This is a genomic window from Chryseolinea sp. H1M3-3 (genome assembly GCF_029360725.1).
In the GTDB taxonomy this organism is placed as follows: domain Bacteria; phylum Bacteroidota; class Bacteroidia; order Cytophagales; family Cyclobacteriaceae; genus Chryseolinea.
On sequence record NZ_JARKMY010000018.1, the window covers coordinates 569,259 to 583,621 of the forward strand.

General features: G+C 41.3%; 12 protein-coding genes. 4 read left to right on the forward strand and 8 right to left on the reverse strand.

Annotated elements, in window-relative coordinates; translation table 11 throughout:
- Positions 1 to 23: 23 nt before the first annotated feature.
- From P2W71_RS26430 to P2W71_RS26440, 3 genes are all read right to left on the reverse strand, one after another.
- The gene (locus P2W71_RS26430) at positions 24 to 1,289 is read right to left on the reverse strand and encodes a HAMP domain-containing sensor histidine kinase (RefSeq protein ID WP_276374439.1); all 1,266 of its coding nucleotides are present in this window, start codon (positions 1,287 to 1,289) and stop codon (positions 24 to 26) included.
- Positions 1,286 to 1,969 carry a response regulator transcription factor gene (locus tag P2W71_RS26435; RefSeq protein WP_276374440.1) on the reverse strand — a complete coding sequence of 228 codons (684 nt, stop codon included), beginning with the start codon at positions 1,967 to 1,969 and terminating at the stop codon, positions 1,286 to 1,288. Before P2W71_RS26435 ends, P2W71_RS26430 begins: the two co-directional genes overlap by 4 nt.
- 68 nt (positions 1,970 to 2,037) lie before the next feature.
- Positions 2,038 to 2,724 (reverse strand): head GIN domain-containing protein, encoded by a 687-nt coding sequence (locus P2W71_RS26440; protein WP_276374441.1) that lies wholly within the window; start codon positions 2,722 to 2,724, stop codon positions 2,038 to 2,040.
- Between the two features lie 158 nt (positions 2,725 to 2,882).
- On the opposite strand from P2W71_RS26440, the gene P2W71_RS26445 reads away from it, so the two are divergent.
- The gene (locus P2W71_RS26445; RefSeq protein ID WP_276374442.1) at positions 2,883 to 3,287 is read left to right on the forward strand and encodes a TerB family tellurite resistance protein; all 405 of its coding nucleotides are present in this window, start codon (positions 2,883 to 2,885) and stop codon (positions 3,285 to 3,287) included.
- A 57-nt stretch (positions 3,288 to 3,344) separates the two neighbouring features.
- On the opposite strand, the gene P2W71_RS26450 is transcribed toward P2W71_RS26445, so the two are convergent.
- Complete coding sequence (locus P2W71_RS26450) at positions 3,345 to 5,060, reverse strand: amidohydrolase family protein (RefSeq protein WP_276374443.1); 1,716 nt, start codon at positions 5,058 to 5,060, stop codon at positions 3,345 to 3,347.
- A 156-nt stretch (positions 5,061 to 5,216) separates the two neighbouring features.
- On the opposite strand from P2W71_RS26450, the gene P2W71_RS26455 reads away from it, so the two are divergent.
- A complete protein-coding gene (locus P2W71_RS26455; RefSeq protein ID WP_276374444.1) occupies positions 5,217 to 5,696 on the forward strand; it encodes a DUF2062 domain-containing protein in 480 nt (159 codons plus the stop codon).
- Here P2W71_RS26455 and P2W71_RS26460 read toward each other — a convergent pair.
- From P2W71_RS26460 to aepX, 4 genes are all read right to left on the reverse strand, one after another.
- Complete coding sequence (locus P2W71_RS26460) at positions 5,672 to 7,501, reverse strand: alkaline phosphatase family protein (protein ID WP_276374445.1); 1,830 nt, start codon at positions 7,499 to 7,501, stop codon at positions 5,672 to 5,674. The genes P2W71_RS26455 and P2W71_RS26460 overlap by 25 nt on opposite strands.
- Before the next feature lie 133 nt (positions 7,502 to 7,634).
- Positions 7,635 to 8,369: a phosphocholine cytidylyltransferase family protein gene (locus P2W71_RS26465; protein WP_276374446.1), complete on the reverse strand. Its 735-nt coding sequence runs from the start codon at positions 8,367 to 8,369 to the stop codon at positions 7,635 to 7,637.
- Positions 8,369 to 9,496, reverse strand: a complete 1,128-nt coding sequence (gene aepY / locus P2W71_RS26470) for a phosphonopyruvate decarboxylase (RefSeq protein WP_276374447.1) — start codon at positions 9,494 to 9,496, stop codon at positions 8,369 to 8,371. The genes P2W71_RS26465 and aepY overlap by 1 nt, the downstream gene beginning before the upstream one ends.
- A gap of 15 nt (positions 9,497 to 9,511) precedes the next feature.
- Positions 9,512 to 11,110, reverse strand: coding sequence for a phosphoenolpyruvate mutase (gene aepX / locus P2W71_RS26475; RefSeq protein ID WP_276374448.1), 1,599 nt, complete (start codon positions 11,108 to 11,110; stop codon positions 9,512 to 9,514).
- A gap of 224 nt (positions 11,111 to 11,334) precedes the next feature.
- Here aepX and P2W71_RS26480 point away from each other — a divergent pair, with 224 nt between their 5' ends.
- Both P2W71_RS26480 and P2W71_RS26485 read left to right on the forward strand, forming a co-directional pair.
- Positions 11,335 to 13,278, forward strand: coding sequence for an alkaline phosphatase family protein (locus tag P2W71_RS26480; protein WP_276374449.1), 1,944 nt, complete (start codon positions 11,335 to 11,337; stop codon positions 13,276 to 13,278).
- Between the two features lie 172 nt (positions 13,279 to 13,450).
- Complete coding sequence (locus tag P2W71_RS26485; RefSeq protein WP_276374450.1) at positions 13,451 to 14,362, forward strand: CDP-alcohol phosphatidyltransferase family protein; 912 nt, start codon at positions 13,451 to 13,453, stop codon at positions 14,360 to 14,362.
- Position 14,363: the final 1 nt, after the last annotated feature.

Consider the following 14,363-nt stretch of genomic DNA (forward strand, 5'->3'; position numbering starts at 1 on the left):
AACACTTTGAGGAGAATTTGAAGTTATTTGGCCGGTAAAAAACTTATGCTAAGGCAATGTTTGCTATCGAGGTATTCATATTCGACTGTAAAATTGCTTAGTTCACAAATTTGCTTTACTATAGAAAGCCCCAGTCCTGTGGATTCAGCGTTTTGCTTATCCTTTTTGAATCTTTTAAATAATTCGTGGGGAGGGCTTTTAGGGGCCTCTCCAGAATTTTTAACTACCAAGCCAGATGAAGTGAGCATAATTGAAATGTTGCCATTGGCAGTGTTATGTCTGATGGCGTTGCTCAACAAATTTGTAAACAACATATCCGCCAAAACTGGATTGATGCTGAGATAAACTTCTTTATCAATTTTGGTGGTTAGCATTAATGATTTCATCTCGATCAACTCTTTGAAGGATTCAATCACTTTTTCCACAACACCGCTGAAATTGATTTTTTGATCAACAGGGTATTCCTGATTCTCCAAGCGGGTCAATAATATTAAGGACTGATTGACAGATGAAAGCTTTTGCACAGCATTATGTATGCCCTCAATGAGGAGAGCCTGCTTTTCATTGATGTCTGTGTCTAACAATAATTCTAGTTTTCCCCGAATGATCGCCAAAGGTGTTTGCAACTCATGCGAAGCATTTTCTGAAAATTCCTTTAAGGACCGATAGTCATCCAACGCTTTGTTGGTCATTTTTTCAAGAAACTGATTTAGTTCTTTAAATTCATGCGTGTGGGTCTCTTCCAATTTCATTCGATGTTTCTGCTTGAGCGAAAAACTTTGAATGGTTTTCAATGTTCGGTTGAAGTTGGACAGAATTCTCTTTGATATTTGGCGGCTTGTGATTCCAACAATGCTAAGCAGAATTACAAGTGTAACGGCTAATGACGCTATGATTCCTTCTAGAATTTCATCAGGTTCGGCAATAAAATTATAGGCCGAAATGTAATAGTGTTTACCATTTATCTTGAATGATGAAGCTACGCTAAATTTTCTGTCTACGGCCCTGCTTGGGAGAGAGAACATACCCATGGAATCAGTAGTTTGAAGGTGAATCTCAGGAGAATCAAAGGCCAACTCTTTTACATCAATCTGTTTAGTCTTTATTGAACTAACAGGAATTCCCTCGCCAAGCATTTCAGCAGCTTGATGAAGGTCACGTTTCAGCCGTTGTGTAACTTCTTTCTCTATTTCTGCCTGAACCCGATAAAAGACGATAACACCGCCGGCTAGTAGGACCAACGTTGTGATGGCAAGATACCAAAGGGTGAGTTTGTTGATGAGCTTCATGTGATGTTGGTATCGAACTTGTAACCTATGCCGTAGACCGTACCGATATAGTCTTTACCATTAGCTGCGCTGATTTTCTTTCTTAGATTCTTAACATGCTGATAAACGAAATCGAAATTGGAAAGATTATCGGTGTAGTCGCCCCATAGGTGTTCTGCAAGGGATTGCCTCGTTAAAATCCTGTTTTTATTGATTAAAAAATAGAGTAGAAGATCAAATTCTTTTTTTGTGAGGTCTAACAAGACATCGTTAACACTCGCCTCCATAGAAGTTGTGTTGAGAACGATTTCATTATAACTAACTGTATGATCACCTTCCAATGCATTTCTGCGATAAATCGCTTTAAGACGGGCATTTAATTCTGAAAGGTGAAATGGCTTGGTCAGATAGTCATCTGCACCAAGGTCAAGCCCATGAATTTTATCATCCAGGGAATTTTTTGCAGAAATGATTAAGACGTTACTTTTTATCTTTTCGGCCTTGATAAAATTAAGGAGATCGAGTCCATTGCCATCGGGCAGCATGATATCCAGCACAATGCAATCGTAATGAAAGGAAATTAGTTTTTCCTGCGACTTTTCAAAAGTTGGGCTCCATTCGCAAACATATCCTTCGTGAAGCAAGTATTCCTGAATATTACGCGCTAAATCTGCATTATCTTCAACGACGAGAACTTTCATAATCATCTAAAATAAAGATGATTTTTTGAAGTAATCTTGAAGTACAATGCATACCTGTTTAATCGATATTAATTAGACTTTTTTACAGAACCACCACTTGTTGAATTGGTGATCGACTTATCAGGATTGCCATGGTAACGGATGCTTCCCCCGCTGCTTGCGTGGGCTTTTAGATCTTCGGTAACGGTCAATTTTATAGAGCCAGCACTGGCAGCTTCAGCGGATACTTTTTGGGCTTCCAGATCGTATGCATCAATTTGTCCGGCAGTAGCGGCGTCAATTTCCAGAAACCGGGTTTTACCCTGTAACTCAATCTCACCAGCACTCGAGGCACTTGCTTCCACTGAGCCGGCGTTAACAGCTATTTCGATCGACCCTGCACTCGAAGCATTTACCTCCATTTCATCGGCTGTCATCGTATCTTCTGAAAAAATGCTCCCCGCTGAACTTGCAGAAAGCTTATCTACTTTGATGTAGGTCACGTAAACCTTTACACTAATTCTGCCTCTGTACCCTCCATCCCTCATATGAACTCGTAGATACGAGCCTGATACATCCGTCATTACGTTTTCTAACTTCGTCCCTTCAACTTCCACACGCACACTTTCCTTATCACCTTTCTGAAGGTATACATCAATCCCTTCCGTCACTTTAACCCCCGAAAAAGAGCCTACGTTGCGTGTTTCTGTTTCTTGACCGAACGAGAAACTGCAAGCAGTAACAAGGAGGAATGCTATAAGCAATAAATTCTTCATAAGACGCTTAAATTTGACCTAAAGACAGCCGGCAAATATAAGGGTTGCACACCCAAAGCACATACCAACTATTTTTGCTGATGTACGAAAACACTCAATTTTGCACGAAATTTCAAAGTACATTTATTGACATTTGTATTCCATAAAAAGTGTTACATATGATTTTTGATAAGAAATCGGAATTGAATGTGTTGATTAATCTAGCTGCGAGCGATAGAAACGTAGCTTCACGGGAATCAAAACTTATTCATACCATCGGCAAGGCTAACGGAATTGCAAAGGATGAGGTTGATATTATGTTAAAAAATCCTCAACCTATCGGCAACATTGATACCCTCACATCCGATGAAAAGTTTGAACATTTATATCATCTGATTCAATTGATGAAAATGGACGGACAGGTGTTTCGCAGTGAAATCGTTTTTTGCGAACAAATCGCCGACAAACTTGGATTCAAGAAATCGGTTGTTGGTGAAGTATCACAGCACGTCTACAGCGATCCCACCATTACAGCGGATCGCGATATGGTGAAAACCAAAGCGATGAAATTTTTAAAAGCCTAAGAAGAAGCTAAACGATAGAATATAAGGGAAGGAATCAAACACCTTCCCTTTTTTTTATCATGGCTTCTCGTAAACAACTTTTCCGTCGATGATGGTCATCGCTACGTCCGTTGTCAAAAGTTCATTTTCCGGAATCTCCATAAGGTCGTTAGTGAAGATGGTAAAGTCAGCCAGTTTTCCTGGTTCTATAGATCCTTTGATCGTTTCTTCAAATGCCCCATACGCCGCATCAATGGTGTAGGAACGCAATGCTTGCACCCGTGTCATTCTTTGTTCAGGTTCATAACCACCTTCGGGAAGATCTTGAAGTGTCTTTCGTGTAACAGCGGCATAAAATGACGGAATTGGATTAAGTGGCTCAACAGGTGCATCTGTTCCGTTGATGATCCTCGCTCCAGAAGTTAATAACGATTGCCACACATAAGCGCCTTCTTTTATTCTTTGTTCTCCCAAACGATCTATAGCCCACGGCCTGTCGGATGACATGTGGATGGCTTGCATAGCAGGAATTACACCGAGCGTGGCAAACCTTGGAATGTCGTCGGGATGAAGGTGTTGCGCATGTTCTATTCTAAAACGATGATCGTTCATTTTATCAGGATGTTCTGCTAAAGCAGTTTCATATCGATTTAGTATTTCTCTGTTCGCCCGATCACCTATTGCATGCGAACATACCTGGAATCCATACTTCAGGGCTTCGCGGGATATCTTCACAACGGTATCCATAGGTAATGTCGGCATCCCCGAAAAATCAGGACGATCAGAGTAAGGTTCCAGAAGCCATGCTCCTCTGGATCCCAAAGCTCCATCACAGTTTAGTTTTATCGAACGAATGGTAAGCCATCCAGAGGAATCAATCTCCGGCCCCCTCCGTAACCACTCATACACCAGTGGACTGTCGCCACCCGTAATCATCACGTATAACCGCACCGCTAGCTTTCGGGTTTCTTTAAATTGATGGAATAGCCTGATATTTTCGCGGCTAGCACCAGCATCATGAAAACTTGTAATACCATTTCTAAGACATGCTTGCATCGCTAGGTCTAGTGCACGCATGTTCGTTTCCAATGTCCTTGCGGGAATGTGTTTATCGATTAATTGCATGGCCCGCTCATTAAACAATCCCGTGGGGTTGCCCATTTGATCACGCACGACTTCACCACCCTCACTTTCTTCCAATTTATTTTTTTCAACCGAAAGCAACTTAACACCAGCTCCCTGCATCGCTTTTTCGTTAGCAAAACCTGCATGGCCACTGGCATGGCGGAGAAACACAGGATTGTCTGGTGATACTTCGCTAAGTTTTTTATGAATGGGAAATCCTTTTATCACAACATCCGGCTTTACATCCCATTTGTCTTGATGCCAGCCTCGCCCAAGGATCCACTCACCAGGTGAAGCTTTACTTACGGCGTCTCTAACTTTTTGAACCATCTCATCGTAGCTTTTGATTTGCGAGAGGTCAAGTTCGAGTTCATTGTAGCCAACCCCCATGATATGGCCATGCCCTTCGATGAATCCAGGCGTAAGAATCTTTCCTTGCAGGTCAATTTTTTTCGTCTCTGCTCCGATGTACTTTTTTACATCGGCTTCGGAACCTGCAAATGTTATTGTATTACCATTGACAGCCACCGCCTCGACAACTTGATTTGCATTATTTACGGTGTAAATCTTTCCACCCGAAATGACGAGGTCGGCAGGTTTATTTGAAGTGCAACCAAAAACAAAAATTAAACAAGTGAGCGAGATATTATATATAAGCCGATTATTCATATTGTATCCGTATTGTGACGTTCTAATGTTGCGGGTTGCAAGGATGCTCAACAATTTAACCAAACCTTCTCTCACCGAATATAAGAAACAAACATTCATCTCTTATCTTTGAATGCTGTCGCCAGAAAAAATCTTATGTCGACCTAGGCAACTTTCATGAAGTTAAGTACAAAGCATGTAAAAAAAGTTTTTTATGACGCTTTCCGCCAGGGACTGACGCCCCATAAACTTGCAATGACGTGTGCCTTGGGAGTGGTCATTGGTATTTTCCCCATTTTTGGAACAACGACCATGCTTTGCTTTGCGATAGCAATTGCCTTCCGGTTAAACATTGCAATCATCCAATTGGTTAATTACCTGGTCGCGCCGCTCCAAGTGCTTTTCATCGTTCCCTTTATCAAGATCGGGACAATATTATTTCGGATGAATCCATTTCCCTATAACGCGGATCAATTAACCGAGCTTTTCCAGAATGACTTTTTTCTTTTGTTAAAGGAAGTAGGGCTTGCGTTACTTTTAGGAACAGCCGTTTGGGCTACGTTTTCGCTGCCGCTTTTCTTCGTTTTGTACTACTTGTTTTTTCTACTCTTCAGCAGGTGGCTGAGAGGTCCTCAGCGCGAATTAAAATCCCAGTAAAGTTTTTGTATGTAGGCTTTACCTTCCAGCAGATGATCGTCTTTGTAATCGCCCTTTTGCTGGATCACGGCATTAGATACGTTATCATAAACAAAAAGGCCATTCTCGCGGATCATTCCGAATCCATTATTAAAAACATAGACGGCAAATGGATTGTAAGACGACCCTAAAATATTCTGACCAAATTTAAATTCGTCGGCGCTTAAGTTAAACTGAGCGAGTACCGTGTTAGGTATATCAGTTTGTGTTGCAACAGCGTGAATAACGGTATCCCTAACATTTAATGCCCCGCCTAACCATAACATCGGAACCCGGAATTTCGTCGGGTTGGAAACGCCTGGATTGTCAGGATATGGATGGCCATGATCAGCCGTAACAATAATCAGTGTATTTTCCCACCAGGAACTCTTTTTCGCTTTGTCGATAAATTCTCCAAATTCTTTGTCTGTATAGTATACCGAATTCAGAAACTGGTGAACTTCATCCTTGCCCTTAATAACCGTTTCCATGGGCACTTCGAATGGTTCATGACTACTTTGCGTCATCATGATTTTAAAGAAGGGCGTAGCTGCGGCTTGCGTCTCTTCAAAAAACTTATCAAAAACAAATTCATCATGCACACCCCACTTGCTCGTATTCAGTTCTTCCGGAAAATCCGCACTGTGCGTTATATGATCGAATTCTGCATGGATAAGGTAAGAATTAAAGTTAGCGTAGTTGATGTTGTATCCGTAGGTAAATTCGGTCCGATACCCAAGCTGTTTAAAAATCTTGTTAAGATAGGGCAGGCTTTTAGTTTTCTTCGGCTCCTTGATAATGGACGTGAGCGGTTGCGAAGGATAACCGTTTAAGATCGCTACAATACCTTTGTCCGTACGATCGCCACTGCAATGAAAATGATCGAAAAGAATTCCTTCTTTCACAAGTTCGTTAAAACGCGGCGTGATCCCCGGACGTCCACCCAATGGTTCAATGACGCTTGATGTGAAACTCTCTAAGACAATAATGAGAATGTTTGGTTTTTCACTTTTCAAAACAATCGTAGTGCTGTCAGACTTCGGAAAAAGTTTTTGATAATATTGCTCTGTCAATGTCTTATCAAAGTAATTGTCTGCATACTTCAGCCTATTCATTTTCTGTACAGCATAGAGAAAGTTCCAAACAACATTTACTGCGGAGTGATTGGCAAAAATTTTACTTTCATGAAAATAAACAAAACCTGAATTCATCGGCGCGACGCCGAAACTACCACGAATTGGAATGATGAAAAGCGTTGTCGAAAATAAGACTGTAGGAATCGCCTTCCAGTCAGCAGCAGGAAGCTGGAGAATTCTATTTTTAAAATATCTATAGAAAGAAAAAAGACCTGCGCTAAAAATCACAAGCCAATAGACCAGCAAAAATATAGTTTGCCAGAAGTCACCCGAGCCAGCTGCTTCTTTTCCCATATACATCAATGGCGTCGCATCTAATCTAAAGCCCCAGTGCTTGTATAATTCAAAATCAAGAACGATGATAAAACTCGATACAAACAAAATGATCGCGTGATAAACAATCCAGATGGGCCAAATATTTCTTCCGGTAAGAAACGATCCTATTGAAAATAATAATCCTGGGAACAGTGAAAAATATCCAGCCATGGAGAAGTCCATTCGGATTCCATTCGTAAAAACACGAATCATTTCGAAGATGGAAAGCTCATTGGCAAGGTTGCTATGATAAAGCATGAACAACCCCCGTGCGATGAGAAAGAAAATCGTCCAGGCTATGAATCCAGAAAAAAGAATAATTAGTCTTTGTTTCATGTCTGGGCCGTTAATCCGTTGATAGTTTCAGGGCTGATCAAAGGAAATGTATCATTGAATGTTCTCTATTAAATACAGATTTTTAACAAATATTTAAAATCCAATACATAACAAGCAACATTCAAATGTTGGTTCATTTCTGTTGAATCTTCGGGTAAATTAATGTAAGTGCCCGTTGCAGATGGTTTTCATCATCGATTTCACACCATACCAAATCCTGTATTACTTTAATATTGATTGGTTGTTGATGCGCGACACCTACCAAAGCATCTTCATAATTTAACATCTTGTTTCCGTTTTTAAAATGGGTTTCTGAGAAGAATGCCATTTTCTGCAACGTGCTCACCGTTAACTTACTTATCCCTACCAGTTCGCCGCTGATATGACTCAGTATACTTCGATTTTTACTCATTTGTTGCAGATGACTTTCCGGCGATGCCTGGATAAAAACTTCGTCACCTGATTGTGTTGCACCACTGGCCAGAATAATATCTTCCAACGGATCCTCCTGAAGATATTTCAGCGCTACGGGGTCATATAGCAAGTCGCTTTCCAAAAGCAAAAACGGTCGTTTGACTAAATGTCGAAGAACATACAGTGTGTACATGCTTCCCGTAGTGCTGTAGTCGTCATTTCGAAAAGTGGTAATCGGATACTTTTCTTTTAACATTTCAAAATGTTCAGCACGATAACCGGTACCTATAACGATTTCAGTTATTCCGGCATTAAGCAAGTTTGAGACAGATCGTTCCATCAGGGACGTTCCATCCACTTCCAGGAAACCTTTCGGCTGCGCCTCGGTATGATGTTTTAGGCGGGAACCCAATCCAGCGGCCAGTATAACGGCCGTGGTAACTTTTGAATGCATTAACCGATGAATTTGATCAACCTTTCCTTCACTTCAAATGGCTTCACGGTCGGCCTGCCTAATTCAGCAGGAGAACCTTGCGATATCTTCATGTGAATAAAAGTAAGTTGGCCATCTTTTTTCCACGCCTTAATTGCTTCTTCCAATTCGTGAAGAGAATTGACTTGCAGTGATACGGGATAACTTACCGTTGATGCCATGGAAGCAAAATCAACAATGTGAGAAACCGTTGCCTGGCCACCAGTAGAGTCATGCGCATTGTTATCAAGTAAAATGTGCATGAGGTTCTTGGGTTGGTAGTACGCATTTGTTGCAAATGAACCCATGCGCATCAATGCCGATCCATCGCCATCAATGGCAATAACTTTTTTATCCGGGCGGGCTAACGCGAGGCCTAAGCCCAGTGAACTAATGCATCCCATCGATCCAACCATGTACAGGTTGTTCGGTTTGTCTTCGACTTCAAAAAGTTCACGCCCTGTTTTGCCTGTGGTGGCGAGGAGGATTGTATCCTTGTCAGCCAAATCAGAAATGGCTTTCAATGCCTGCGTGCGGATTGGAAGAGATTGCTTTGCAGAAGATTTTTGAAGTTTGCTATTGGAAACTTGTTTTAACGCCTGCGGGTTAAGTTTTACATCACCAAACACTCCTTTTTTAACTACAAAAAAGAAAGTGCGACCTTCTTCAATATGCTTGTTTGCTTCTTTTAATTGTTTGATAGCTTCAGCTTCGTCTTCGGAAAGATAAGCCCACTCTACCTTCATCAGCGCCAGCATTTTTTCGGTAATCTGCCCCATTAGTTCATGCTGTGGTTCGTCTTTAACGCCTGGTTCTCCACGCAGACTAACAAATCCCAAGACAGGCAGCTTAAAAGTATAATTCAATGAAGTTAACGGTGACGTTGCATTGGTCAATCCGGAATTTTGCATCAACACAACAGCTTTCTTCCCTCCTAACTTGGCACCCGATGCAATCGCCACAGCATCGCCTTCATTGGCCGCCATCACATAGTCACATTCATTGATCGCATAATTGATCAGAGCTTTCAAAAAAGAACAAGGCACCCCGGAATAAAAATCAAAACCCAGGGCTTTCATTTCATCACCAAATGTTTTTGTATTAATCATCTCAAAAAATTAGAATTACAGACGAAGTTTTCCGGCATTTTGAAAATCAACAATGGTATCTACATCCAGCCATGCCCCGCTGATGTACTTTACTGCGATGGTTTGTTCTTTCGCAATTTCATTAAAAAGATCGGTACACGTCATCGTTTTGAAGTTGGGATCCTTGCTAAGTTTTTCCAAAGCTTTCAATACCTGTGCAGCGCCAGTTTGATTAACTTTCCACAACCCAATGAATTCACCAAAGATGTCTTTTCTTGGAAGTGTTGTGCCCATCTTTTTGAAAACTGAAGTTCCAAGGTAATTGGTTCTATCATACTTTTCGGAAGCAGAAACAAAATCCTTATCAAGTCCATCTTCTTCACAATCTGCATCTACCACAATCGTGATATTGTTTTGATCGTTTAGCAATTCGTGTAATACATATCGTTTGAAAATGATATCACCATAGCTAATCAATGTATTTTCTTTGATTTGATCTTTCGCCAGGTATAAAGAGTAAAGTTCTTTTGTAGTAGCATATTCATCATTATCTACTGTGCTAATGTTGTTAAGTTTCACCTTCTCCTTTTTGAAACCGCGCACAACCGTAACATCTTTTATGCCTAACTGATTGAACTCTTCCACCTGCGTGTTGAGCAAAGATTTTCCGTTTATCTCTAACAACGTCTTAGGTGCATCTTTAGTCAGATCACCGAGTGACCCTTGGCTTGCCGCCAGTACAATACTATTTACTTTCTTTCCGGTTGTAGGCAGGTACTTATCTTCAGCGGCCTCCAGTTCATCGGCACCTTGCAAACGAAAAATTTCATTTACGCTTACAACTTTGCTTTCAACATTAATCAACGTTTGTTCCTTGAAGATGCGGGCTGACGTCTCCTGCATAGCTTTTATTGAAGACCTCACATTGTGGTTTGCCCAAATGATGGTACTTATTCCAATTTGCCTGAAATGATCTGTAGGGATAGAATAATATTTCGTGGGCACAATAATAACCGGGCAACGGTTCCCCCACTCCTTCATAAATGCATCAATATCGGATGAATCCGCTTTTTTGCTGTGGCAGAGAATTGCATCTGCTCCTGCCTTGTGATATGCGTCTGCTCTTCTCAACGCCTCATCCAGGCCCCATCCGGCGATGAAAGCCTCCAGACGAGCCACCACCATAAAATCGTCATCCGATTGTGTATCCTTTGCTGCCTTTATTTTTCCACTGAACTCGTCTACATCTGCCAACGGCTGATTTTCCCCGCCGATAAAGGAGTTGGTTTTGGGAAACAGTTTGTCTTCAATGCATACTGCAGCGATGTCGCGTTGCTCCAGCTTTTTTACCAGCCGGCGCATGTTGTTGAAGTTTCCATAGCCGGTATCGCCATCCAATAAAATCGGAATGGTTGTGGCATCGCTCATGAATTCGAGCACATCTAAGACTTGTGTCCACGAGGCTTCGTTGTTATCACGTACGCCAAGCGCTGCGGAAATGGACAGACCGCTTCCCCAGATACCCTTGAAACCTGCTTCTTCAACAATCTTTGCCGATAAGCCGTTGTGGGCTTCCATAAGAAACGCCATTTCCGGCGAATTGACCATTGTTCTTAGCTGTGTCGTTTTCTTCATATTAAAAAATGTCTTTTAAAAATGCGGCCAAAAATACAACCTTATCATAATATCTTGATCATCTTCCTTTAAAATAACCTACCTCCCAGCCTATTTTAGAATTTTATTTACTTTTTTTGCGTTGTGAGAGTTCGTGATACGGTTTATCAGATCATTTTTTCCTGACTCATGTTCGTGCTTTCAATTTTTGAGGTAAGGGTAACGCTCCACTTTTACATGACGATATGCACATTTTGAAGTATTTCAAGGACGTCCGCCTGAAAGGCAATATATATTGGGTTCTGTTTTTACGCCTCATGCTGGCAATGCTGTTATTTACGCTTTGCAGGGTCGGCTTTTACATCTACAACACTACCTATTTCCCCGAAATGACTGTGGTTCATTTTCTAAGAATCATGTGGGGCGGACTTCGGTTTGACATGACGGCGGTCTTGTATATCAATGCACTTTTTATACTGTTGCACCTTGTCCCTTTTGACTTCCGGTTCAACTCGGTTTACCAGGCGATGTTGAAGTTTATGTTTTTCATTCTGAATGGCATTGGCATCGCCGCCAACCTCGCTGACTTCATTTATTACAAGTTCACGCTGCGAAGAACCACCGCCGACATTTTTAATGAATTTGAAGAAGGTCCTGGGGCGGGTAATCTGTTCTTTCGGTTTCTTTTGGACTACTGGTATGTTACCGTTTTTGCTGTCGGAATTTATTGGCTGATGGTATTTCTTTACAAACGGATACATGTTGAAGGGCCCATGGTGCAGAACCGGATTGCTTACTACAGTGCGGGAGTCCTTGCCATACCAATGGTAGCATACCTGTTCATCGGCGGTGTTCGCGGCGGCTTCAAGCATAGCACACGACCAATCACACTTAGCAATGCTGGCGAATATGTAAAATATCCCCGCGAAACAAACCTGGTGCTCAACACGCCATTTTCTGTTTTCCGAACGATTGGAAAAACTAAAATTCAAAAAGTAAAATATTTTGAAAGTGACGAAGCCGCAGCCTCCGTTTTCAATCCTGTGCATACACCGGAAGACACCGTTGCGTTTCGCCCAGATAATGTTGTGGTTATTTTGCTGGAGAGTTTTTCGAAGGAATTTTTCGGCGCTTTCAATAAAGATAAACCTGGCTATAAAGGATACACACCTTTTCTGGATTCATTGATTCAGCACAGCAGAACTTTTCAATATTCATTTTCAAATGGACGAAAATCAATTGATGGTCCGCCTTCCGCTTTAGCGAGTTTACCTACGTTGGGTGTTCCATTCGTCTTGACGCCTTACGCTACCAATAAGTTTAATAGTCTGGCAACAACGTTGGGAGACAAGGGGTATCATACTGCTTTTTTTATCGGGCATCCGAATGGTGCAATGGGATATACTGGGTTTACGCAACTGGCAGGATTTCAAGAATATTATGGTATGGATGAATATGGCAATTCTGATGACTCCGATGGCTTGTGGGGAATCTGGGATCATAAGTTCTTACCCTTCTTTGCCGACAAACTCAATGAATTTAAAAAACCATTTTTTGCGACATTGTTTACGGTCAGTTCCCATCATCCCTTCAAAGTGCCTCAGGAATTCGAAGGAAAATTTAAGGGTGGAGATAAGCCTATTTTGAAATGCATTGAATACACCGATCATTCGCTCCGAGAGTTCTTTAACACTGTAAAGAAAGAGCCGTGGTATAAAAACACCTTGTTTGTTTTTACAGCAGATCATTGTTCATCGGATATTATTTTTGATGAATCACGGACGAATTGGGGATACTATTCGGTACCTGTCATTTTTTTCAAACCTGATAATAGTTTAGCGGGGCATACTAACGAGATCGCGGCACAAGTTGATATCATGCCTTCAGTGTTGGGGCACCTCCATTATGATAAACCGTATGTAGCATTTGGAAGAGATATCTTTCGCGAGAAACTGCAACCCATTGCCTTTAACTACAACGATGCATACAACCTATATCAGGGCGAATATCTGCTTACCTTCAATGGAGAAAAGACTATCGGGCTTTACAACTTTGTTCAGGATAAAATGTTGACGCATGATTTGAGGAACGAAAAACCTGAAGTTATTGAACAGATGGAACCGAAAATTAAGGCGATCATTCAACAATATAACAACAGGCTAATCGAAAACCGGCTGACGGTGAATTAGGGAAGTTCGCAATGGAAATAATACATGTGAAATGTTCAGATAAAATAAACGCGAGCATTAACCCTATTTCAAAATTTATTTCACTTCTTTTGCTGCGATGAGACCGTATCAATACCGATGTAATGACTATTCTCTGTTAACCCCAGCTTTTAAACGTTGGATCATAACACCGATGATTCGATTTGTACCCTGGGTTATACCCGCAAATATTATCACGTTTATCTCTAATGGTATTGTTTATTTTGGTCTATACCTGGCGTTGAACCCACAACATTTTGGTAAAGCCACACCATTTCTGATCTCAGCAACATTTATCCTGTACTTAATCGGAGATCATCTCGACGGAATGCAAGCAAAACGGACCGGAACTGGTTCAGCATTAGGAGAATTTTGTGATCATTACCTGGATGCATTTAACAACGGCTTAATCATATTTACCATGATTGTAGTTTTTGGAATTACTCACACGCCAGTAATCGTTGGATTGATCGTAGTTTCTTATTGGGCGCACATGACCGTTTTTTACGAGCAGTTCAAAACGGGATGGCTAACCTTTGAGCCGGTTGGATCGCTTGAAGGCGTATTACTATCCGCAGTACTTATCGCCATGTCGGCGTTTGAGCCCATCTATGCGATTTTTACGTATCCACTTTTTGAAGATTACACGGTCATCGAATTCGTGCTGATTTTATCTTCATTAGGGGCAGTCATCACGTTATATAAAACCTGGAAACGTACGCCCGATGTTAAGTCGGGGTTCTGGATGTTTACATGTTTATCGGCTGTCGCTGGCATTTTAGCTGCTCCCTTCTTCAGCAGCTTTCAACTATTTGTTTTGCTAACACTCTATTGCAGCCTCTACATCGGCCGTATTATGCACGGTCATTTGATTGATGGCAACGAACGTTCAACGGACTATCTAACACCAATAATTCTTTTAGCATTATACATACCACCATTTCCGTATACCCACTACGTGTTCGGGGTACTAACCACATATCTATCGATCAATATTGCTATTCTTATTTTCAAAACTTTTTCAGTCCTGAAAGTATATTGGGTCTGGTTAAACTTACGCACCTAGC

Coding starts and splice junctions, on each gene's coding strand:
- P2W71_RS26430 (WP_276374439.1), bottom strand. CDS start 1,289: ATGAAGCTCATCAACAAACTCACCCTTTGGTATCTTGCCATCACAACG.
- P2W71_RS26435 (WP_276374440.1), bottom strand. CDS start 1,969: ATGAAAGTTCTCGTCGTTGAAGATAATGCAGATTTAGCGCGTAATATT.
- P2W71_RS26440 (WP_276374441.1), bottom strand. CDS start 2,724: ATGAAGAATTTATTGCTTATAGCATTCCTCCTTGTTACTGCTTGCAGT.
- P2W71_RS26445 (WP_276374442.1), top strand. CDS start 2,883: ATGATTTTTGATAAGAAATCGGAATTGAATGTGTTGATTAATCTAGCT.
- P2W71_RS26450 (WP_276374443.1), bottom strand. CDS start 5,060: ATGAATAATCGGCTTATATATAATATCTCGCTCACTTGTTTAATTTTT.
- P2W71_RS26455 (WP_276374444.1), top strand. CDS start 5,217: ATGAAGTTAAGTACAAAGCATGTAAAAAAAGTTTTTTATGACGCTTTC.
- P2W71_RS26460 (WP_276374445.1), bottom strand. CDS start 7,501: ATGAAACAAAGACTAATTATTCTTTTTTCTGGATTCATAGCCTGGACG.
- P2W71_RS26465 (WP_276374446.1), bottom strand. CDS start 8,369: ATGCATTCAAAAGTTACCACGGCCGTTATACTGGCCGCTGGATTGGGT.
- aepY (WP_276374447.1), bottom strand. CDS start 9,496: ATGATTAATACAAAAACATTTGGTGATGAAATGAAAGCCCTGGGTTTT.
- aepX (WP_276374448.1), bottom strand. CDS start 11,110: ATGAAGAAAACGACACAGCTAAGAACAATGGTCAATTCGCCGGAAATG.
- P2W71_RS26480 (WP_276374449.1), top strand. CDS start 11,335: ATGCACATTTTGAAGTATTTCAAGGACGTCCGCCTGAAAGGCAATATA.
- P2W71_RS26485 (WP_276374450.1), top strand. CDS start 13,451: ATGATTCGATTTGTACCCTGGGTTATACCCGCAAATATTATCACGTTT.